The organism is Flavobacterium sp. FG68 (assembly GCF_057808895.1).
On the sequence record NZ_JBMDIY010000010.1, the window covers coordinates 26,658 to 48,475 of the forward strand.

Annotated in this window: 19 protein-coding genes; all 19 read left to right on the plus strand. The window is 35.3% G+C overall.

The window, feature by feature from the left end; genetic code table 11:
• Nucleotides 1-6 precede the first annotated feature (6 nt).
• The 19 genes from ACODSB_RS08350 to ACODSB_RS08440 all read left to right on the plus strand — a co-directional run bounded on the left by ACODSB_RS08350 (nt 7) and on the right by ACODSB_RS08440 (nt 21,793).
• The gene (locus tag ACODSB_RS08350; RefSeq protein ID WP_488936771.1) at nt 7-957 is read left to right on the plus strand and encodes a GDP-L-fucose synthase family protein; all 951 of its coding nucleotides are present in this window, start codon (nt 7-9) and stop codon (nt 955-957) included.
• Between the two features lie 98 nt (nt 958-1,055).
• The gene (gene gmd / locus ACODSB_RS08355; protein WP_488936706.1) at nt 1,056-2,180 is read left to right on the plus strand and encodes a GDP-mannose 4,6-dehydratase; all 1,125 of its coding nucleotides are present in this window, start codon (nt 1,056-1,058) and stop codon (nt 2,178-2,180) included.
• Nucleotides 2,181-2,493: 313 nt separating this feature from the next.
• Nucleotides 2,494-3,954 carry a UDP-glucose 6-dehydrogenase gene (locus tag ACODSB_RS08360; RefSeq protein ID WP_488936707.1) on the plus strand — a complete coding sequence of 487 codons (1,461 nt, stop codon included), beginning with the start codon at nt 2,494-2,496 and terminating at the stop codon, nt 3,952-3,954.
• On the plus strand, nt 3,935-5,227 hold the full coding sequence (locus ACODSB_RS08365; protein WP_488936708.1) for an MATE family efflux transporter: 1,293 nt from the start codon (nt 3,935-3,937) through the stop codon (nt 5,225-5,227). Before ACODSB_RS08360 ends, ACODSB_RS08365 begins: the two co-directional genes overlap by 20 nt.
• Nucleotides 5,228-5,534: 307 nt before the next feature.
• Nucleotides 5,535-6,461 (plus strand): hypothetical protein, encoded by a 927-nt coding sequence (locus ACODSB_RS08370; protein ID WP_488936709.1) that lies wholly within the window; start codon nt 5,535-5,537, stop codon nt 6,459-6,461.
• Between the two features lie 10 nt (nt 6,462-6,471).
• Nucleotides 6,472-7,482 (plus strand): alpha-mannosyltransferase, encoded by a 1,011-nt coding sequence (locus tag ACODSB_RS08375; protein ID WP_488936710.1) that lies wholly within the window; start codon nt 6,472-6,474, stop codon nt 7,480-7,482.
• Between the two features lie 6 nt (nt 7,483-7,488).
• Nucleotides 7,489-8,463, plus strand: a complete 975-nt coding sequence (locus tag ACODSB_RS08380) for a hypothetical protein (protein WP_488936711.1) — start codon at nt 7,489-7,491, stop codon at nt 8,461-8,463.
• Between the two features lie 25 nt (nt 8,464-8,488).
• Complete coding sequence (locus ACODSB_RS08385) at nt 8,489-9,340, plus strand: glycosyltransferase family 32 protein (protein ID WP_180858738.1); 852 nt, start codon at nt 8,489-8,491, stop codon at nt 9,338-9,340.
• Between the two features lie 52 nt (nt 9,341-9,392).
• Nucleotides 9,393-10,475 carry a glycosyltransferase family protein gene (locus tag ACODSB_RS08390; RefSeq protein WP_488936712.1) on the plus strand — a complete coding sequence of 361 codons (1,083 nt, stop codon included), beginning with the start codon at nt 9,393-9,395 and terminating at the stop codon, nt 10,473-10,475.
• Nucleotides 10,472-11,725, plus strand: coding sequence for a glycosyltransferase family 4 protein (locus tag ACODSB_RS08395; RefSeq protein WP_488936713.1), 1,254 nt, complete (start codon nt 10,472-10,474; stop codon nt 11,723-11,725). Before ACODSB_RS08390 ends, ACODSB_RS08395 begins: the two co-directional genes overlap by 4 nt.
• A 4-nt stretch (nt 11,726-11,729) precedes the next feature.
• Nucleotides 11,730-13,022, plus strand: a complete 1,293-nt coding sequence (locus tag ACODSB_RS08400; RefSeq protein WP_488936714.1) for a hypothetical protein — start codon at nt 11,730-11,732, stop codon at nt 13,020-13,022.
• Nucleotides 13,019-14,188: a glycosyltransferase family 4 protein gene (locus ACODSB_RS08405; protein WP_488936715.1), complete on the plus strand. Its 1,170-nt coding sequence runs from the start codon at nt 13,019-13,021 to the stop codon at nt 14,186-14,188. The genes ACODSB_RS08400 and ACODSB_RS08405 overlap by 4 nt, the downstream gene beginning before the upstream one ends.
• A complete protein-coding gene (locus ACODSB_RS08410) occupies nt 14,185-15,264 on the plus strand; it encodes a glycosyltransferase (protein WP_488936716.1) in 1,080 nt (359 codons plus the stop codon). Before ACODSB_RS08405 ends, ACODSB_RS08410 begins: the two co-directional genes overlap by 4 nt.
• Before the next feature lie 133 nt (nt 15,265-15,397).
• Nucleotides 15,398-15,811: a putative colanic acid biosynthesis acetyltransferase gene (locus tag ACODSB_RS08415; protein WP_488936717.1), complete on the plus strand. Its 414-nt coding sequence runs from the start codon at nt 15,398-15,400 to the stop codon at nt 15,809-15,811.
• Nucleotides 15,804-16,625: a glycosyltransferase family 2 protein gene (locus ACODSB_RS08420; protein ID WP_488936718.1), complete on the plus strand. Its 822-nt coding sequence runs from the start codon at nt 15,804-15,806 to the stop codon at nt 16,623-16,625. Before ACODSB_RS08415 ends, ACODSB_RS08420 begins: the two co-directional genes overlap by 8 nt.
• 1 nt (nt 16,626) lies before the next feature.
• Nucleotides 16,627-17,601 carry a UDP-glucuronic acid decarboxylase family protein gene (locus ACODSB_RS08425; RefSeq protein WP_488936719.1) on the plus strand — a complete coding sequence of 325 codons (975 nt, stop codon included), beginning with the start codon at nt 16,627-16,629 and terminating at the stop codon, nt 17,599-17,601.
• Between the two features lie 156 nt (nt 17,602-17,757).
• Entirely contained in the window at nt 17,758-18,504 is a 747-nt protein-coding gene (locus tag ACODSB_RS08430; protein ID WP_488936720.1) for a glycosyltransferase family 2 protein, read from the plus strand.
• A gap of 112 nt (nt 18,505-18,616) precedes the next feature.
• Nucleotides 18,617-19,390 carry a polysaccharide biosynthesis/export family protein gene (locus ACODSB_RS08435; protein WP_180858721.1) on the plus strand — a complete coding sequence of 258 codons (774 nt, stop codon included), beginning with the start codon at nt 18,617-18,619 and terminating at the stop codon, nt 19,388-19,390.
• Nucleotides 19,391-19,453: 63 nt separating this feature from the next.
• Nucleotides 19,454-21,793: a polysaccharide biosynthesis tyrosine autokinase gene (locus ACODSB_RS08440; protein ID WP_488936721.1), complete on the plus strand. Its 2,340-nt coding sequence runs from the start codon at nt 19,454-19,456 to the stop codon at nt 21,791-21,793.
• Nucleotides 21,794-21,818: the final 25 nt, after the last annotated feature.

The window sequence follows — 21,818 nt, forward strand, 5'->3', positions numbered from 1 at the left end:
GCTATGATCAATAAAAAATCCATAATATATATTGCCGGACATAACGGAATGGTGGGAAGCGCCATTTGGAGAACGCTGACTGCAAAAGGCTACGCCAATCTAATTGGAGCATCCAGCAAAGAATTAGATTTAAGAAAGCAAAAAGCAGTTCGGGATTTTATCAGAAAAACAAAACCAGATATCATTATCGATGCCGCCGCAAAAGTGGGAGGAATTCAGGCGAATAATGATTTTCCGTATGATTTTTTGATGGAAAACATGCTGATTCAAAACAACCTTATTAATGAAGCGCATCGTTTGGCAGTAGATAAATTTATTTTTTTAGGAAGCTCCTGTATTTATCCAAAACTAGCGCCGCAGCCATTAAAAGAAGAATATCTGCTCACAGCTCCTTTAGAACCCACTAACGAATGGTACGCTTTAGCAAAAATCTCCGGAGTAAAATTATGCGAAGCCATACGCAGACAATATCAAAAAGATTTTGTCAGCATGATGCCAACCAACTTATACGGAACTCACGACAATTTTGATTTAAACAGTTCTCATGTTTTACCCGCCATGATCCGTAAGTTTCACGAAGCCAAAGAAAACAACAATGCCGTAGTAATTTTGTGGGGAACAGGAACACCCATGCGTGAATTTCTATTTGTAGATGATATGGCAGAAGCAGTAGTTTTTGCTTTAGAAAATGAGCTTCCGGAACATTTGTATAACATTGGAACTGGAAAAGATTTAACCATAAACGAACTGGCCGCATTGGTACAAAAAATTGTAGGCCATACTGGAGATATCCTTTGGGACGACACAAAACCCGACGGTACACCACGAAAATTAATGGATGTTTCTAAAATGCACAGCATGGGCTGGAAACACCAAATTGAACTCGAAGAAGGAATACAAAAAACCTACACTTGGTTTTTAGAAAACATCGAAAATTTCAAACAAAAGGTTTACTGATCTTTTGCCCTTCAAATTACCCCAAACCCCTTTATCGTTAACCCTTTATAAAATTTGCGACTTTGCAGCATAATGCCTTTGTGCCTTATAATTAAATTATGAATCCATTGAAAAAAACAGCTCTTATAACAGGAGTTACAGGACAAGACGGAGCCTATTTAAGTGAATTTTTATTAGAAAAAGGCTATATCGTACACGGATTAAAAAGACGTACTTCTTTATTTAATACAGACCGAATTGATCATTTATATCAAGATCCTTATGTAGAAAGCAGAAATTTTATTCTGCATTACGGGGATATGACAGACAGCACTAATTTAACCCGAATCATTCAGGAAGTTCAACCCGATGAAATCTACAATCTGGCCGCCATGAGCCACGTAGCCGTTTCATTTGAAACTCCGGAATATACAGGAAATGCAGATGGTTTAGGTACCTTACGACTTCTGGATGCCGTTCGTTTGCTGGGCTTAGAAAAAAAGACAAGGATTTATCAGGCCTCAACCTCAGAATTGTACGGAAAAGTACAGGAAGTTCCGCAGTCTGAAACAACGCCATTTTATCCGCGTTCGCCTTATGCCGTAGCCAAAATGTACGCGTATTGGATTACGGTAAATTACAGAGAAGCTTACGGAATGTATGCCTGCAATGGGGTATTATTTAATCACGAATCACCCATTCGCGGCGAAACTTTTGTAACACGTAAAATTACCAGAGCAACGGCACGAATTGCTTTAGGACTTCAGGATAAATTATATTTAGGAAACCTTGACGCACAGCGCGATTGGGGGCACGCCAAAGATTATGTACAAATGATGTGGATGATTCTTCAGGCCGATGAACCGGAAGACTGGGTAATTGCTACAGGAAAAACCACAACAGTTCGCGAATTTGTACGAATGAGTTTTGCCGAAGTTGGTATTGAACTGGAATTCAAAGGAAAAGGAATAAACGAAAAAGCTCTTGTAAAATATTGCAGCAATCCAGACTATCAAATTCCGATTGGTAAAGAAGTATTAGAAGTTGATGCGAATTATTTTAGACCAACAGAAGTAGATTTACTGGTAGGCGATCCCACAAAAGCCAGAACGAAACTCGGCTGGAAATGCAAATACGATTTAGAATCATTAGTAAAAGAAATGATGCAGTCTGATTTAAAACTAATGGAGAAAGAACAGCATTTAAAAGAATGCGGTTATACGATCTTAAATTATTTCGAATAATGAATACCGCAAATTAATTTAAACACATAGAAACATAGTTTTTAGGAATCTTAAAAAAGATTACAAAAAGAAACTAGTTTCTAACACATAGTTCTCAATGTTTGTCATTCCGAGGAACGAGGAATCGCACAAGCAACTCCGCAACAGCAAGTCGCCAATCTTTTTCAATTCTCTAATGCGATTACTCGTTCCTCGGAATGACAAGATTGCACTGTCTATGTTTGTTAATGCAAGTGAAACGCCTTTTAAAGATTCCGAAAATCTATGTCTCTATGTGTTTAAAAGAATTAAGTCTCATGAAAAACGTATTTAAATGAAAATCAAAAATATTTGCTGCTTAGGAGCCGGTTATGTTGGAGGACCAACAATGTCTGTAATAGCATTGAAATGTCCCGAAATAAAAGTAACAGTTGTAGATTTAAATACAGATCGTATTTCGGCATGGAATGAAGAAAATTTAGATAAACTTCCTGTTTATGAACCCGGACTTGCCGATGTAGTTCGTGAAGCAAGAGGACGTAATTTGTTTTTTTCGACCGATGTTGATGCTGCAATCGAAGCTGCAGATATGATTTTTATAGCCGTAAATACGCCAACAAAAACATACGGCGAAGGCAAAGGAATGGCTGCCGATTTAAAATTTGTAGAATTATGCGCCAGACAAATAGCCCGAATAGCCAAAAATGATAAAATTATAGTCGAAAAATCAACGCTTCCTGTTCGAACAGCACAAACTTTGCAGACTATTTTAGATCATACCGGAAACGGAGTAAAATTTGAAGTACTTTCTAATCCCGAATTTTTAGCTGAAGGAACTGCCATCGAAGATTTATTTAATGCTGATCGAGTTTTAATTGGAGGAAATCAAACCGAAAGCGGTCAAAAAGCCATTCAGTCTTTAGTTGATATTTATGCACATTGGCTTTCGCCGAAACAAATTTTAACCACAAACGTTTGGTCTTCAGAATTATCAAAATTAACGGCCAACGCCTTTTTAGCACAAAGAATTTCATCAATTAACGCATTATCCGCTTTATGCGAAGCCACCGAAGCCGATGTCGATGAGGTTGCCGCAGCGATTGGAACAGATAGCAGAATTGGTTCTAAGTTTCTTAAAGCTTCGGTAGGATTTGGAGGATCTTGTTTTCAAAAAGATATTTTAAACTTAGTGTATTTGTGCCGTTATTTTAATCTGCCGGAAGTCGCTAATTATTGGGAACAAATTATTATTCTAAATGATTATCAAAAATACCGTTTCGCCAAAAATATCATCTGTTCCCTTTTTAATACCGTAAGCGGAAAAAAGATAACCTTTTTAGGCTGGGCTTTCAAAAAAGATACAAACGATACCAGAGAATCGGCAGCAATTTATGTAGCGGAACATTTAATCGAAGACGGAGCAGAAATTCATGTTTACGATCCTAAAGTTTCCGAAGAAAAAATTAAAGCAGATATGCGCTATTTATGGGAATTAAAAGGACTTTCTGAAGAAAAAATCAAATCAAAATTAAATCAAATATTCGTTTATAAAAAAGCCACAGATTCGCTCGACGAGGCTCATGCAATTGCTATATTAACAGAATGGGACGAATTTAAAACCTACGATTGGGAAAGCATTTACAACAATATGTACAAACCTGCTTTTCTATTTGATGGCCGCAATATTCTCGATTTTAAAAAATTAGCCACCATAGGTTTTCAGGTAAAAGGAATTGGAAAAAATAATTCTTTTAGTGCTAAATTAAAAGTAGAAAATGAACTGGTCATTAGATAAAATAAAACAGCACCAGCATTTCGATAAAAGTCTAAATTTTATAAAATTAATTTCGATTGTAGGAAGTACAGAAGTAATCCTAAAATTAATCGGATTTGTATCCGGGATATTAATTGTCAGAATGCTGCCTGTTCCCGAATACGCCTTATACACGCTCGCCAATACCATGTTAGGTACTTTAGTAATGTTTACAGATTCCGGTATTTCAAACGGAGTCATGGCACTGAGCGGCAAAGTATGGAAAGACCGTAAAAAACTGGGAGAAGTTTTGGCAACAGGTTTAGATTTAAGAAAGAAATTTGCATTTATAGCCTTAACCGTTTCTACCCCAATAATCATTTATTTATTATTAAAAAACAATGCAAGCTGGTTATCGGCAGTTTTAATTTTTCTGTCTTTGATTCCCGCTTTTTACGCCGCCTTATCAGATTCTTTACTAGAAATAACACCCAAGTTACATCAGGATATTTCGAGTTTACAAAAAAATCAATTGCGAGTTGGATTCGGACGATTGCTATTAGTAATCCTAACAATTTTTATTTTTCCCTGGACATTCGTCCTTATTTTGGCTTCAGGAATTCCGCAGATATACGGCAATTCCAAACTCAAAATAATCAATAAAAAGTTTGTAGACAGCCACCAAAAGCCAGACCCCGTAATTCGTAAAGAGATACTCAAAATTGTAACCCGCATCCTGCCCAATATTATATTTTATGCACTATCAGGACAAATCGTAATTTGGATATTATCTGTTTTTGGCAACTCTACTGATTTGGCAAGTATAGGAGCGTTGGGCAGATTTGCGGCACTCATGGCTTTTTTTACCACGATATCAGGTACTTTATTTTTACCCCGATTTTCAAGATTAGCAGATGATAAAGAAATCCTTTTAAGATATTTTTTATTTTTTCAGTTGATCCTTTTTTTGGCTGCAGGCTTTATAATGCTGATCGTATTTTTATTTCCTGCTCAAATGTTATGGCTTTTAGGAGCCTCATACAGTTCATTATCATCTGAACTTTTTTTGATTATGTTATCCAATTGCATCGGATTAATTGCAGCAATGAGCGGTAATTTAATAGGCAGCCGAGGACATTTTTTAAACCCAATATTTGTAATTGCGTTCAATTTAGGAACCGTTATACTCGCTTATTTTATTTGGGATTTAACAAAGCTTCGAGGCATTTTATACTACAGTATTTTTAACCAATGTCTTTCATTATTAGTGAATTATATATTTAGTTTTTCAGTAATAATTAGAGCTAAGAAATAAATTAAAGAATAAAGAATAAAGAATAAAGAATAAAGAATAAAGAATAAAGAATAAAGAAATAGATTAACAATCAATCATTATAAACATAGCCCGCGGTTTCAACCGCGGGAACGCAAGATGATCACAACCCGTTTCCCGTGGTTGAAACCACGGGCTATATTTGAATAGGTTTGAGCGAATTATTTGGAAACATAGCCCGCGGTTTCAACCGCGGGAACACAAGATGATCACAATCCGTTTCCAGCGGTTTCAACCGCTGGAACACAAAGAGATTAACGAGCTATATTAAAAACTATAGAATTTAAGCATGAATAAATTACCAGGCCAAGGCGGACTTACCAAAAAAATAACCATAGCAAAAGGCAGAGTAAATCGTAAAAAGTTTGCCAGACAAGTAGCAATAGGATTATATCATTTGGTAAACCAAGTCAGTAAAAAAAAAACTATTGAAATGGAGGTTGCCAGTTTCTCCTCATTCAATGATTTTCACGAGCAGGTCTTGTCTGTTTTATCCTTTATTCGCTACGTAGGAAAACCAATTAAATGGACACTTTATTCAGACGGAACACATACTCAGGCACAAATAAACCAACTCGAAAGCAATTTTGATTTCCTAAAAGTCGCCGAAGGACTCGACTGGAGCGAAATAGAATCCTTAAAAGGTTTATGTAAAGAAGAATTAGAACCTTATGAAAACTACCTAATTGATTATGCTAAAAAATATCCATTAGGAAAAAAACTGTTTTACTATTTAAATCATCCAATAGAAAAACCAACACTATTCATAGATTCAGATATTTTGTTTTATGAACACGCCAATGTTTTAAAACTAATACTAACAGAAAAACCCAAAGCAAACGGCTGGTATATGCCAGATGTAAGCTGGGGATGTTTAGACAGCCGTTATAAAGCCCTAAACTCAGAACAAATATATCAGGTAAACTCCGGTTTTATTTTTGCCAATGAAGCTTTTAAGAACATAAAAGAATCCTTAGACTTTTTTAAAACCTATAATTTCACCTACGAATATTTTAGCGAACAAACCGTTTACCATCATTTGCTAAAAAATAATTCCTATATGCCTTTAACACCTAAAACCTTCATTTTAGACTCAGGCGATCAATTTGATTTTTCCTATTTATTCAACCCAAAACAAATGGCCGTTCGACATTATACAGGGCCTGTTCGTCATAAAATGTGGCAGAAAAATTATAAATGGCATTTAAGCTTATAAATCGATATAGATGAAAAAAGGTATTGTTTTAGTAGCCAATTTAAAAAGTCAGTGGTACAGCGAAAACCTAATTTATTCCATTAGAAAAAGCGGCTGTACATTACCAATTCGACTAATTCATTTTGGAGGAGAAAAAGTAAATTCTCAATATATCTTAAATGAAGTTGAATTTTTAACCGTAGAAGATTTTTCAGAAGAAGCCAGAAGTTTTATAAAAAACCTGAGAAGCGTTTTAACAGAATGCCCAATGGGATTTTTGTACCGCTTTTTAGCATTCTTTTCAGATTGGGATGAATTTATTTATACCGATAATGATATCGTGGCATTAATGAATTGGGAACGTTTGTTTGAATTTGCAAACGGACACGATTTAGTTCACGCCGATACAGAATACACAACCTGCGGCATACACAATTATTTGCAGCCCGAAAAAGTAAAAGAAAATTTCGGAAAAGACAGTTTAAACTCCGCCATTACAGCCGGACACATATTGGTCAGAAAAAGTTCAAAAATGATTGAAGATATGAACGCCGCTGTAGAATGGTTCAAGCAGCATCCAGAAATTCCAAAAAAACACGACCAATCCTTATTGCATATCGCTTCATTATTGGGAGACTGGAAATTACTCAATTTATGCAAACCTCCATACAATTGGCTCAGTTCATGGTCTGGAGATTATACCAATAGTTTAGATTTAATTCATGCCATTCAGGGCGGATACAAACAAAACACAGACTCATACAAAATTTGGTATTCGCAATTGTCTGAAGAATCTAAAATAGTGGTCAATAAACAATCTTCTTTTCGCGCTTTAAATGTACCCATTAGTCATTTGCATTATTCCGGCAGAGGCCGTTTGGGAGCAGAATCAATCGACGAATTAATGTATTCCAGCCAGACAGATAAAGAGCGAATGATGAGTTTGTATAAAGTGCAAAGCTCTGATTTATTTTACATTACCTATATCAAACATCAATCAAAACGAGTTACAAGAAGACTTAAACGCATCTTAAATTTATAATACTATATGATGAATGCAGCAGTTTGCACTATTTTCGAGGGTCACTACCATTTTGGAGTAGCTGCACTTTCTAATTCACTATATCAAAACGGATTTAGAGGCAATATTTATGTAGGTTATCGGGGCAAATTACCCAACTGGGTTTTAAAAGGTGAAAAAGAAACAATTGGCAAATGGAAAGAAGCCATTGTTCTAACTCCCGTGCAGGAAATAAAACTGATTTTTCTGCCAATAGTGACCAACTATAATATGGCAAACTACAAGCCGGATTTTATGCTGGAACTCTGGGAAGGCCCGGCAAAAGATGCAGACGCTATGTTTTATTTTGATCCCGATATTGTGATAAACGATTCATGGGTGTGTTACGAACAATGGATAAACTGCGGCGTTGCACTTTGCGAAGATGTTAATTCACCTTTGCAGGAATTTCATCCCCGGCGGCAAGGCTGGAAAAACTATTACAAACACTATCACATCGATTTACACTTTAAAAATGCCATTTATGTAAACGCCGGTTTTGTTGGACTTCTTAAAAAAAACAGTTCCTTTTTAAATTTATGGGTTCAGATGCAGGAACTTATGGGACCTGCGATTGGAGGTTTGGAGAATTCTATTTTTTTGAATCAATCCTATAATTCAACGGTTTTAAAAAGAGAAGGATTCCAAATTTTTGATAAACCGGATCAGGATGCTTTAAATGCAGCGATTGAAGTTTATAATGATCCTGTAAGTTATATTGGAAAAGAAGGAATGGGTTTTTCTGAAGGTGATTCGACAATGTCCCACGGAATGGGAAGTCCAAAACCATGGAAAGCGCACCATTTATTAAGAGCCGCGCAGGGAAAAATCCCTAGAAATTTAGATGTTATTTATTGGAAATATTGCAGTGAACCCATATTGGCACATTCTAAATGGGAAATTACACGAAAATTAATAGGTATTAAAGTAGCCAAAGTTATTGGAAGATTCTATAAAGTGTAAAATTTTTTAAAACGGATAAAAAATTATGATTCCAAAAACAATTCATATTTGCTGGTTTAGTGGTGAAGATTATACGCCATTTATAAAAGAATGTATGGCTACATGGAAAATTCATCTGCCTGAATTTGAATTACGAATATGGAATAAAGATAGTTTTGATTTTGATTCAATTCCTTTTGTAAAAGAAGCTTTTCAGGCAAAAAAATGGGCTTTTGCAGCAGATTACATTCGTCTGTATGCCTTATATACCGAAGGTGGTTTATATCTGGATTCTGATGTTAAAATACTGAAACCGTTTAAGGAAACATGGTTTGATTATGACTTTTTCAGCGCACACGAAATACATCCCGGTTTGTTTGAAGATGCAGGCGGACTTAAACAGTTAAACGCTTCTTATCTGCCAGTAAACGGCGAAACAATTACCGGTTTTGCAGTTCAGGGAGCAATTTTTGCCTCGGTGCCCAATCATCCGTATATCAAAGATTGTTTAGAACAATATAAAAACCTGCAGCTATTTGGTGAGGACGGAACCATGAATTTAAAAAAAGTCATAATAGGTTCTGTAATAACTCCGGTTGCCGAAAAATACGGTTATACCTATCAAAATAAAGAACAGGTTTTAAGAGAAAATATGCTGATTCTTCCGGCGAATATTCTGGTAGGAAATTCTATTTATTTAGACAGAAGATCGTATGCAATCCATTTAATAAACGGAAGCTGGCGCGGAAAAAAAGGAATTGAAAAATTCCTGCATTTAGTCCGGAACCATTACCCCAGATTATTTCCCGTCGTCAATTTTATTGATAAAAGCGTTAAAAAAACCTATCGTACGTCAAAATACCTCAAAACAATTATAACAAAACACTCATCCATTTGATTGACGAAAAACTAAAAAACCTCCCTATAAAAATCAATAATTAAATCACGAAATGGAAATACTCTTCATTTGCGGCTCTGCAGAAATTGGTAACGATGGAGTAGGCGATTATACCCGCCGCTTATGTGGTAAACTTATAAAATCCGGCCACGATGCACAGATTTTATCTTTATGCGATCACGAAGCCGTTTCGTTTATCAGCGAAACTCAGGTTGTAGAAGAAACTCCCGTAATCGTACATCGAATTCCGGTTGCTGTACCAAACGATCAGCGTTTAATTTGGCTGCAAAAAATCCTGAAAGATTTTGAACCTGACTGGATTTCGCTGCAATACGTTCCATATAGTTTCAATCCAAAAGGATTGCCGTTTTGGCTTCCTTCTTATCTAAAAAAAATTAGAGGAAATCATAAATGGCATATTATGTTTCATGAATTATGGCTGGGAATTGATACCGAATCTTCCATTAAACACAAATGTATTGGAAAGTTGCAGCAGGTAATCGCCAAAAAAATAGTCCACAATACAAAAACACACTCCATAAATACCCAAAATAAATTATACCAGTTCTTTCTTCAATCTCAAAATATCAAAGCAGAAGTTTTGCCTATTTGCGGTAATATTCCGTTAACAGCAGAGAAAAAAGAACCAATAGAATTTGCCCAGTTTGTTCTGTTTGGAACCATTCATAACGGAGCTCCTTTTGAAGATTTTATTAAAGATTTAAGCAGTAATTCAGATCAATTTGAGAAACCTATAAAATTTGTTTTCATCGGTAAAAACGGCCCTGAACTTACTAATTATACAGCCATATTAGATAAATATAAAATCACTTATGAAATTCTAGGCGTACAATCTGAAAAAGTAATATCACAGGTTTTGAGAGACAGTGATTTTGGAATATCAACAACTCCGTATTTTCAAACAGAAAAAAGCGGTGTTTTTGCAGCGTACAAAGAACATCAAATCAATACGATTTGTGTTTCAAGAAATTGGACGCCAACAAAAGGGCAATATGTGATTCCGCAGATTATTAAATACGAAAAAAACAATCTGAATATAACACCGCAAAACGTTGAGATTTCAGACTTAAATGCTATTGCTGCGCAGTTTATCAATTCAATTTCGGTAGTATGAAATTATTGGTTTCACATCCAACTTTAAACGCCAATTCAAAAAATCTCGTAACCGGTTTATTGAAAGAACAGCAGCTTTTTAAACTGTTTACTTCGATTGCTATATTTCCCGGACAATTATTATTTAAGCTTGGAAATAATCCGAAACTAAAAGATTTAAAAAGAAGAAGTTTAGACGAAACCTGGCAGCCCTACACACGATCAAGATCCTTTTTTGAATTCGCACGTTTATTGACTTCAAAATTTAAATTAGATTTTTTAATCACACACGAAAAAGGGTTTTTCTGTATTGACAAAGTCTATCAAAAGCATGATAAATGGGTTGCTGATAATTTAGCTGAATTAAAAAAAGAAGGTCTTTTAGGCGTTTATGCATACGAAGACGGAGCTTTATCGACATTTAAAGCAGCAAAACAATTAGGACTTTACTGCATTTACGATTTACCAATTGGGTATTGGAAAAGCGCCCGGTTATTGATGCAGAAAGAATTTGACATTAACCCTGCTTGGTCAGATACGCTTACAGGTTTCAATGATTCACTAGGAAAACTGAGCAAAAAAGATGAAGAATTAGCTCTGGCAGATGTAATTTTTGTTGCCAGCAGTTTTACCAAAAAAACATTAGAAAACTATAAAGGAAACCTGCCCGAAATAAAAGTAATTCCATACGGCTTTCCGGCAGTTACCAGAAAAAAATATTACGAACCTCTTTTAGATCGAAAGCTTAAAATTTTATTCATAGGAGGTTTATCGCAGCGAAAAGGAATATCCTATTTATTTGATGCAGTCGAAAAAATGGAAGACAAAGTTGAGTTGACAATTGTGGGGCATAAAGCAGTATCCAATTGCGAAGCATTAAATCAGGCATTAGAAAAACACAACTGGATTCCGTCATTATCTCACGATGAGGTTTTAGAGTGTATGTACGAACATGACGTATTTGTTTTTCCTTCTCTTTTTGAAGGTTTTGGTTTGGTTATTACCGAAGCCATGTCGCAGGGAATTCCGGTTATTACAACCAATCGTACCGCAGGCCCGGATTTAATAGAACACGGAAAAGACGGATGGATTGTCCCCGCCGGATCTTCAAAAGCCATAAAAGAAGTCATTACTCAAATACTTGAAAAACCGGAAATATTGGAACAATTCGGGTTTGCCGCTCAAAATAAAGCGCAAACCAGACCGTGGTCAGTTTATGGAAAAGAAATGACCGATGCACTTTCTTCATTAAAAGATTTTGTAAACAATTAGAAAAATGGACACCCCAAAAGAACAAGATTTAGAACAATCTTACAAAACCTTAAAAATAGCCATTTGGCTGTATTTTTTACTTTGGGTTTTTGAAGGCGCTCTCCGTAAATGGATTTTGCCAAGTCTGGCTACGCCGCTTTTAATTGTGCGTGACCCAATTGCTATTTTCATCATCATAAGAGCTTTTTATCTTGATGTAAAATTTATAAACGGCTATGTAGTTTTAAGCGCCATTTTTACATTATTGGGTTTAGCGATTACGCTCACTTTTGGACACGGAAACCTATTTGTAGGTCTTTACGGAGCAAGAATTATGCTGATTCATTTTCCGCTGATTTTTATAATTGGAGCCGTATTTAAAAAAGAAGATGTCCTTAAAATGGGACGTGTCATGCTGGCTACCAATATTTTAATGACCATCATTATTTACCTTCAGTTTACAAGTCCTCAGACTGCTTACATCAATACAGGTTTGGGCGGAGAAGGAAGTGCAGGTTTTGATGGCGCAATGGGATATTTCAGGCCATCAGGAACATTTTCGTTTACAACAGGATTATCGGCTTATTATATTTTGGTTTCGGTATTTGTATTTTATTTCTGGCTTTCAAAAGAAACGTGTTCTAAACTTTTACTTATTTCCAGTACAGTAGCGTTAATAATTGCTTTGCCGTTAACGGTGAGCAGAACCGCAGTTTTAGGCGTTTTATTAGTTGGATTTTTTGCTTTTGCAGGATCAACAACCAGTGTAAAATCATTAATACGATTAATATCGACCGTTTTAGTAATTTTGGTTTTATTCATGGTTTTACAAAAAACAACCTCCATTTTTAATTTAGGAACTCAGGTTTTTATGAGCCGTGTTGATACGGCAAAAGGACAAGAAGGAGGATCTATTGTAATGCGAACTATAAACGGATTTACAGAACCCATCACAACATTATTAAAAGCACCTTTATTTGAAGGCAATTTAGGAATGGGAACAAATGCGGGCGCACAGTTATTAACAGGTCAAAGAAAATTTTTAGTTTCAGAAGGCGAATTAAATCGTGTGGGCGGCGAGCAGGGGCTTATTTTAGGCGGCGGTCTTGTCGTTTTGAGATTAGTTTTAGCCTTTGGACTTTTTTACAGTTCTATAAAATTACCCGGAAACTATAAACTATTGCCCTTAACATTCTGCGGAACGGCTTTGTTTTTAATCATGCAAGGTCAGTGGGCACAGCCAAGTATGCTGGGCTGCGCCGTGCTTGCCACAGGTTTATTACTAGCTGGTATAAACATCAATTTGAAAACAGAATGATGAAAATTGTCCTTTTTACGCATCCTTCCTTTACAGCTCATCAAAGCATGCCTCGCTATGCCAATATGCTGCTAAACGGAATGAAAGAAAGAGGACATGAAGTAGCAGTCTGGAGTCCGAAAGCAAGATTTTATAAACTGCCCATAATGAAATCCTTTAAAAAATGGCTGGGTTATGTGGATCAGTATTTTGTATTTCCATTAGAAGTAAAACTAAAATTACGCAATTCATCAAAAGATACTCTTTTTGTATTTGCAGATCAGGCGCTTGGGCCGTGGGTTCCTTTGGTAAAAAACAGAAAACACGTTGTACACTGCCATGATTTTTTAGCCTTAAAATCGGCATTGGGAATGGTGCCTGAAAACCCGACATCGTTTACCGGAAAGCTGTATCAAATTTATATTAGAAGAGGTTTCTCAAAAGGAAAAAATTTCATTTCCATTTCAAAAAAAACACGACAAGATTTACACCAGCTTCATTTAGGGGAAATCGCTAATTCAAAAGTATGTTATAATGGATTAAGCCGTCCTTTTTTTTCTCTGCCAAGAGAATCTTCAAGAGATTTATTAGAAACAAAATTCAATATACTTTTATCTCAGGGTTATATCATGCACATTGGCGGGAATCAATATTATAAAAACCGACAAGGTGTTTTGGAGATTTACGAAACCTGGAGAAACTTATACCATACAAACATACCGTTGGTTTTAATTGGTGAAGAACCATCAGAAGAATTAAATCTTCTGCACAAAAAATCACCATTCAAAAGCGATATTCATTTCATCACCAATTTATCAGATGAACATGTTAATAATGCCTATTCCGGAGCAATTTGTTTATTGTTTCCGTCATTAGATGAAGGTTTTGGCTGGCCCATTATTGAAGCAATGGCTTCTGGATGTCCGGTAATCACGACCAATAAAGCACCAATGAATGAAGTAGGCGGAATGGCCGCTTTTTACATTGAGAAAAAACCGGCAGATCCTGCACAGTGGCAGCAATGGAAAGAGGAAGGCGCAAAAACAATCGAAAAAGTATTGAAATTAAGCCGGCCTCAGCAAACGGAAACAATTGAAAGATCTTTTACCCAGTCACAAAAATTTACAACAGAATATTTCCTTGATGCTGTCGAAGTTATTTACAAAGAAATAAATCAAATTGTATGAAAGTAATCCATTTTATTGCGGGGATTGATAAAGGCGGCGGAGGAACTACAGAATATATGCGATTATTAAGCACGGCTTTATCAAAACATATGGAAATAATAGTAGCAACAAAAAAAACGGCTCATCCTATAGATATTCCGGGTATTCGAATTAAATTTTTTGAAGGCGGTATTTTGAGATGGTTTGATATGCTCGAAGAGTTTAGAATCTTTTTAATGGCCGAAAAACCAGATATAGTTCATATTAACGGAATCTGGAGTCCGCAAAATTGGGGTTTTCAAAAAGTAGCTCAGGAAATAGGTATTAAAGTAATCCTGTCTCCACACGGCATGTTAGAACCTTGGATCATGGCTAACAATCCGTGGAAGAAAAGATTAGGATTGTTTTTATATCAAAAAAAAGCCATTCAGGATGTTGCCTTTTTACATACAACTGCAGAAATGGAAGCGCTAAATATTCAGTATTTAGGATTTAAACCGCCTATTTCTATCATTCCAAATGGTATTGATTTAAACGATATCAAAGGAATTAAAGAATGTTACGGAACAAAAAAAATGGTTTTTATATCCAGAATTCATCCCAAAAAAGGAATTGAATTACTGCTGGAAGCCTGGCGTCATTGTAAGACTGATGGATGGAATCTTGAAATTGCAGGAAATGGCGATAAAAATTATATAGCGCATTTAAGCAACAGTGCCAGAGATCTCAAAAATGTAAATTTTGTCGGCGCAAAATACGGTAATGAAAAATGGGATTTTTTACGATCTGCCGATGTTATGGTGCTGCCAACGCACAGCGAAAATTTCGGAATTGTAATTGCAGAAGCACTGGCTCTTGGAGTTCCGGTAATCACAACACAAGGCACACCGTGGGAAGATCTTGAAATACACGAATGCGGCTGGTGGATAAATTTATCGGTTCAAAATCTCGAAAAAATCATTACGCAAGTATTGAATACAGCAGCTTATGAACTGGAAAGTATGGGCAGAAAAGGAAGAAGACTTGTGGCAGAAAAATATGAAATTAAAGCTGTTGCCAATCAAATGAACGACTTGTATAAAAAAATACTTAATTAACGCAGTTTTGGATTTATCTACTTATAGTCATTCTTTTAGCTTAAAAAACAAAATTTCAAGATTGATCTGGAATTTTGCCCGGCTGATTATATTTCGCCCATTTGCTTCCCGTTTATTTAAAACATGGAGAGTTTTGGTACTAAAATGTTTCGGTGCAAAAATAGATTGGTCGTCACATGTTTATGCTTCCGTAAAAGTATGGGCTCCGTGGAATTTAGAATTGGGTAAAAATTCCAGTTTAGGACCTAAAGTGGATTGTTATAATCAGGGAAAAATCAGCATTGGTGATAATACCATAATATCACAAAAAGCCTATCTATGTGCCTCTACCCATGATTATACTAAAAAAGATTTTCCTCTACTATTAAAACCAATCACGATAGGAAACGGCGTATGGATTGCTGCCGATGCTTTTATTGCGCCGGGAGTTTCTGTAGAAAATTATTCTGTTGTAGCCGCCCGTTCCGTAGTTATTAAAGATGTTGAGGAAAATTCCATAGTAGGAGGAAATCCTTCCAAACTAATAAAATTTAGAAGCTTTGAATAAAATTCCAATTTCCGTAATCGTTTCTGTCAAAAACGAAGCGCAGAATTTACCCTCATGCCTGGATAAATTAAAGCGATTTTCCCAACTAATTGTAGTCGATTCAGGTAGTACTGATGATACCATAATTATTGCAAAAGCTATGGGAGCCGAAGTATTGCAATTTCAATGGAATGGTAAATTCCCTAAAAAACGCAATTGGGCATTGCAAAACGCAAACCTTCTTAACGAATGGATTTTGTTTCTCGATGCCGATGAATTTGTTACAGATGAATTTGTCAACGAAATAGAACATAAAATCCAAGATCCAACATATAACGGTTTCACGATTCGTTTTGAAAACTATTTTATGGGAAGAAAACTCAAGTACGGATATGGGTTTCAAAAATCGGCACTTTTTAAGAAATCAAAAGGAGCTTACGAAAAAATCGAAGAAGATTTATGGAGCCATTTAGATATGGAAGTGCATGAACATCCTATTATCGAAGGTAAAGTAGGCGTTATCAAAGCAAAAGTCGTTCATAAAGATTTTAAAAATCTGGAACATTATATAGATAAACACAATGCTTATTCAAGTTGGGAAGCCCAGAGATATTTACAAATCAAAAAATCTAAAAACACGCTTTTATCCTTAAACCAAAAAATTAAATACGGACTTCTAAATACAGGATTACTTCCTGCAGTTTATTTTTTTGGCGCTTATTTTTTAAAGCTGGGTTTTTTAGATGGAAAAGAAGGATTTTATCTGGCACGTTTTAAGTCACATTACTTTTTTCAAATTCAAACAAAAATTGATCTAATCAAAAACAAGAATTAATATGAAAAGAATATTAATAACTGGAGGAGCCGGATTTGTAGGCTCACATTTATGTAAAAGATTATTGAATGAAGGGAACGAAGTAATTTGCCTCGACAATTACTTTACCGGAACCAAATCGAATATTATTGATTTAATCGATAATCCGTATTTTGAAATGGTGCGTCACGACATAACAGAACCTTATTATGCTGAGGTCGATGAGATTTACAATTTGGCTTGTCCGGCATCTCCGGTACATTACCAGTATAATCCAATAAAGACCATAAAAACATCGGTTATGGGCGCAATCAATGTATTGGGATTAGCAAAACGCGTTAAGGCAAAAGTCTTGCAGGCGAGTACAAGCGAAGTTTACGGCGATCCTTTGGTACATCCGCAAACCGAAAGTTATTGGGGACATGTCAACCCAATAGGAATTCGCTCTTGTTATGATGAAGGAAAACGCTGCGCCGAGACTTTGTTTATGGATTATCACAATCAAAATAAAGTGGCCATTAAAATCATCAGAATTTTTAATACCTACGGCCCAAACATGAATCCGGCAGACGGCAGAGTGGTTTCTAACTTTATTGTTCAGGCTTTACAGGGAAAAGATATTACCATTTTTGGTGACGGTTTGCAAACCCGTTCGTTTCAATATGTTGATGATTTAGTCGAAGGCATGATTAGAATGATGGGTTCAGATCGTGATTTTTTAGGTCCGGTAAATCTGGGAAATCCAAACGAGTTTACGATGCTCGAACTAGCGCAGGCCATTATTGAACTGACAGGTTCATCATCAAAAATTATTCATCTTGGTTTACCGCAGGATGATCCCAAACAAAGACAGCCGGATATTTCTTTGGCTCATAACAAACTAAATGGCTGGAAACCTCAAATAGAATTACGCGAAGGTTTGACTGCTACAATCGAATATTTTGACCAATTATTGCTAAATCAGGCAAAGCCTTCTTTTTCACAATTTCCTTATTAAGGAAATAATATAAATGATTTCCAACTTAAAACTTTGACTTTTAGGGGTTTTAACGACAATTGAGGCGGTTCATCGAGAACTTTTTTTAGTAGAAATCTTTTGTTTTAGTTTTATATGGAAATTATGTAACATTTTTATCCTAAAGTATAATTACTGATGAAAATTACCATAATTACAGTGTGTTACAATCGTAAAGCTACGATTGAAAAAGCGATTCAAAGTGTGCTTTCACAAAATTACCCTGATATCGAATACATCATTATCGATGGTAATTCTAAAGATGGAACGCAGGAGATTATAGAATCTTATAAAGATCAAATTTCTAAATATATTTCAGAACCTGATAAAGGTATGTACGATGCCATTAACAAAGGTTTTCAACTGGCAACAGGAGATGTAATTGGTTTAATGCATTCTGATGATGAGTTTTACGATCGAAAAGCGATTTCAAGAATTGCGGCTCGTTTTGAAAATGATAATACTATCGACGGAGTTTACGGCGACGGAATTTATGTTTCCAATGATAAAGAGGAACGTTTAATCCGCGATAGAATAGGAGGCGTTTTTAGTCTTAAAAGAGTTAAAAAAGGATGGCTGCCCCTTCATCCAACAGTTTATTTAAAAAAAGCTGTAATTGATAAACATGGTTTATACAACCTTGATTTTAAAATAGCATCAGATACTGAGTTTTTGCTCCGCTATTTGTACAAGCACAAAATTAATATGAGTTACATCGATGCCTATATCGTGAAAATGAGAATGGGCGGCATGAGTACCAGTTTAAAACGTGCTTTTGAGGTTTTATACGAAGATTATAAGATTTATAAGTTTCACGGTCTGGCAGCCATATTTGTTGTCTTTCTTAAAAAAAGTATCGCTCTTAGGCAGTATATAGTTCATTAATAAAGGATAAATATTGATCATCAGTATTTTTTTCATCATAGTGAACATAGGTCTTAAGCAGATTTATTTCAATAGAATTTAGAGTAATTAAAAAACACTAAAATATACTACGATGAACATGAAGAAAATTTTACTTCCGATATTTTTATTGCTTTTATTAATGCTTCAGTCTTGTACCACAAAAAAAGAAATGCTGTATTTACAAGATTTAGACAGCTATGCAAACTCGACTTTAGTTTATACATCGACCAAAATACAGCCCAACGATATTTTAAAAATTGATGTAGGAGATCTTAATCCTGTGGTAGCGGCGCCTTTTAATATGAATGTGGGAACTACCAACGGACAAACCTCTGTAGAAATGATGAAATTATCAGGGTATTTAGTGACTCCTCAGGGAAATATCATGATGCCTATTTTAAATGAAGTGAAAGTAGGCGGCTTAACGCCAACTAATGCAGAACAAAAAATAAAAGAACGCTTAATAGGCGAAGGTTATTTAGTAAATCCTACCGTGCAGGTTAGAGTTCTCAATAATAAATTTACCATTTTGGGAGAAGTAAATTCACCCGGCGTAATCCCTTTTAGCGAAGAATCTATCAGCCTTCTCGACGCCATAGGACTGGCAAAAGATTTAACCTATTCTGCCGTTCGAACAGATATAAAACTAATCAGGGAAGTGGACGGAAAACGTTTGGTTTTTCATATTGATCTAACCACAGCTTCCTGGATGAACAACCCAAATTTCAGAATCAGGCAGAACGATGTTATTGTAGTAGAACCCAATAAACTAAAAGCAAACAGCGGCGGTTTAATCAAAGATCCTATACAGGTTTTGGGTATAACAGCTTCTCTTTTAGCCGTCGTTTTACTTATTGCACAGTGATAAAGTAATGTACAGCTTGAAATTATGTGTTATGAATACTGTTGTATAATTAATTGAATAATTATGGATTTTAAAAAAGAATTTTTAAAGTATCTCAAGTTTTGGCCTTGGTTCCTGCTTAGTTTAATTTTATGCGTAGGTGCAGCATTCATTTTTATCAAAATAGTGCCGCCAACGTACCAGACTTCGGCTATGATTTTTTTGGATAAAAAACAAGAAGACAAAACGAAAATTATAACCATTAGTACCGATCAAAAAAATAACGAAGATAATTTAGACGACGAAATCAGATTGATTACATCTAACGAGTTTTTGCTGGGTGTAGTAAAGAATTTGAAACTAAATGTGAGTTATTTTGAAAAAGTATATACCACACAAAATAATGCTGTAAACGAAGTTCCCTTTGTTTTAAAACTAACGGTTTCCAGAGATTCTTTACCGCAGGTTTCGTATGAAATTAAAGTAGATAAAGGCGGATTTATTATAACTGATGTTGCTTCAGAAAAGAAATACCGCGTAAATGGATATGATGGAAAAGAAGCAGTGTTCGGTTTGCCATTTAAAATTAGATTAGCCTCAAAAGCAAAGAAAAATGCATCGTATTATTTTGATAAAGAATATAAGGTAAATCTGGAACCAACAGACGCTGCTTTAAAAGAATTGAAATCATCGCTTATTGTTTTATCCGATGAAAAATCAAAAGGAACAATCGAACTAAATCATATCAGTTCTGACCCTGTACGCTCACGAAAAATATTAAATGAAATTATCGTTCTGCTGGATAAAAGCATTGTCATCAACAAACAAAAAACGTTTACCAATACCGTTACGTATTTAAACCAAAGGATAAAAAGTTTTACCAGAGAAAAAGATTCTATTGAAAGTGTAAAAGAAAGATACCTGCAAAACAATGAAATAGCCGTAATGGACAATTATATTGCCGAAAAAACTGCCGACAGAAGTCAGAAAACGGAAAGTTCTTTACTCAACGAAAAGCAAATTTCACTTGCCAATTATGCCATTAACGACATCAGAAAAAGAGAACCCGGCCAGACTTTAGGCACTAATTATAATTTAGAATCATCGATCGTCAATCAAATGCTTTTAAATTATAATACAAAGCTCATGGATAGTGAATTAATCTTGCAGAGAGCACAAAAAAACAATCCGGCGTATATTACTTTAATGACGCAGTTAAGAGTTTCAAAACAAGAAATATTGAATTCTTTAGAAGGCTATTTAAACTTTCTAAATCAAAACAATATCGTCAATAAAACTCAGGAAACTATTGCCGCTTCAAAAATTAAAAACATTCCTACGCAAGATAAAATATTGGGTAACATCAATAGTAATCTTAGTATGAAAGAAGAAACCTATGTAGCATTATTACAAAAAAAGGAAGAAGCAGTTTTGAACGGAGCAATTCTGGAATCCAACTTAAAAACTTTAAATGCGCCAGAAACGAATTATTCAGCCATATTTCCTCAGCCTAAATCCTTTATGCTGGGAGCTTTTCTGTTTGGTTTACTGCTTCCTTTTGGGATAATATACGTTCGTTTATATCTGGATACCAAAGTGCATAACGAAGAAGACATTCAAAAAGTAATTGCCAATATTCCTATTTTGGGACATATTCCTAAAATAAATACCACCGAAAAGTTAGAAAATACAGCGACTTCTCATTCGTTAATTGCAGAGGCAACGCGTACTTTGGTTTCAAATATTCGCTATTTGCTGCACAAAAAAAAGGAAGACAAAGGAAATATAATCCTGTTTACGTCTTGTATTCAGGGAGAAGGAAAATCCTTTTGTGCCTTTCATAATGCAGTAACAATTAGTAACCTTAACAAAAAAGTATTACTAATTGGTGTTGATTTAAGAAATCCTCAATTGCATGAATATTTCAATATCAACAAAAACGTATCAGGTCTTACCAATTACCTGGCGAATAAAAATGATGACTGGAAAGGATTCCTGCAAAAAGACACTAATTATTCTAAAAACCTTGATATTCTGCTTGCTGGCGAAGTGCCTCCAAATCCTTCTCAATTAATCACCAATTCTAATTTTGAAGTATTGATTGAAGAAGCAAAAGACCTGTATGACTTTATAATATTAGATACCGCCCCAGTACAAATAGTGTCTGACACGCTCAATTTTAGTCATTTGGCAGATGTTACTGTATTTGTTGTAAAATACGATTATACAGATAAGAGCAATTTAGTTCAGGTAAGTAATTTTATTAAAAAAGAGCAATTAAGGAATGTTGGTATTTTGATCAATGCCGTAAATATGAAAACGGCATACGGATATGGTTATGGCCGAAACTACGGTTATCAGTATCAGGAATTGAAAATAAAAAGACCTTGGTATAAAAGAGGTCTTAGAATAAAAGAAGCCTAAGTTATATTTTTTCCCGCCGCAAATT

Excerpts from the sequence above, each read along its gene's own strand:
- ACODSB_RS08395 (WP_488936713.1), top strand. The coding sequence starts at position 10,472 with ATGAAATTATTGGTTTCACATCCAACTTTAAACGCCAATTCAAAAAAT.
- ACODSB_RS08390 (WP_488936712.1), top strand. The coding sequence starts at position 9,393 with ATGGAAATACTCTTCATTTGCGGCTCTGCAGAAATTGGTAACGATGGA.
- ACODSB_RS08375 (WP_488936710.1), top strand. The coding sequence starts at position 6,472 with ATGAAAAAAGGTATTGTTTTAGTAGCCAATTTAAAAAGTCAGTGGTAC.
- ACODSB_RS08440 (WP_488936721.1), top strand. The coding sequence starts at position 19,454 with ATGGATTTTAAAAAAGAATTTTTAAAGTATCTCAAGTTTTGGCCTTGG.
- ACODSB_RS08385 (WP_180858738.1), top strand. The coding sequence starts at position 8,489 with ATGATTCCAAAAACAATTCATATTTGCTGGTTTAGTGGTGAAGATTAT.
- ACODSB_RS08400 (WP_488936714.1), top strand. The coding sequence starts at position 11,730 with ATGGACACCCCAAAAGAACAAGATTTAGAACAATCTTACAAAACCTTA.
- ACODSB_RS08425 (WP_488936719.1), top strand. The coding sequence starts at position 16,627 with ATGAAAAGAATATTAATAACTGGAGGAGCCGGATTTGTAGGCTCACAT.
- ACODSB_RS08410 (WP_488936716.1), top strand. The coding sequence starts at position 14,185 with ATGAAAGTAATCCATTTTATTGCGGGGATTGATAAAGGCGGCGGAGGA.
- ACODSB_RS08430 (WP_488936720.1), top strand. The coding sequence starts at position 17,758 with ATGAAAATTACCATAATTACAGTGTGTTACAATCGTAAAGCTACGATT.
- ACODSB_RS08435 (WP_180858721.1), top strand. The coding sequence starts at position 18,617 with ATGAACATGAAGAAAATTTTACTTCCGATATTTTTATTGCTTTTATTA.
- ACODSB_RS08365 (WP_488936708.1), top strand. The coding sequence starts at position 3,935 with ATGAACTGGTCATTAGATAAAATAAAACAGCACCAGCATTTCGATAAA.
- gmd (WP_488936706.1), top strand. The coding sequence starts at position 1,056 with ATGAATCCATTGAAAAAAACAGCTCTTATAACAGGAGTTACAGGACAA.
- ACODSB_RS08370 (WP_488936709.1), top strand. The coding sequence starts at position 5,535 with ATGAATAAATTACCAGGCCAAGGCGGACTTACCAAAAAAATAACCATA.
- ACODSB_RS08405 (WP_488936715.1), top strand. The coding sequence starts at position 13,019 with ATGATGAAAATTGTCCTTTTTACGCATCCTTCCTTTACAGCTCATCAA.
- ACODSB_RS08380 (WP_488936711.1), top strand. The coding sequence starts at position 7,489 with ATGATGAATGCAGCAGTTTGCACTATTTTCGAGGGTCACTACCATTTT.
- ACODSB_RS08360 (WP_488936707.1), top strand. The coding sequence starts at position 2,494 with ATGAAAATCAAAAATATTTGCTGCTTAGGAGCCGGTTATGTTGGAGGA.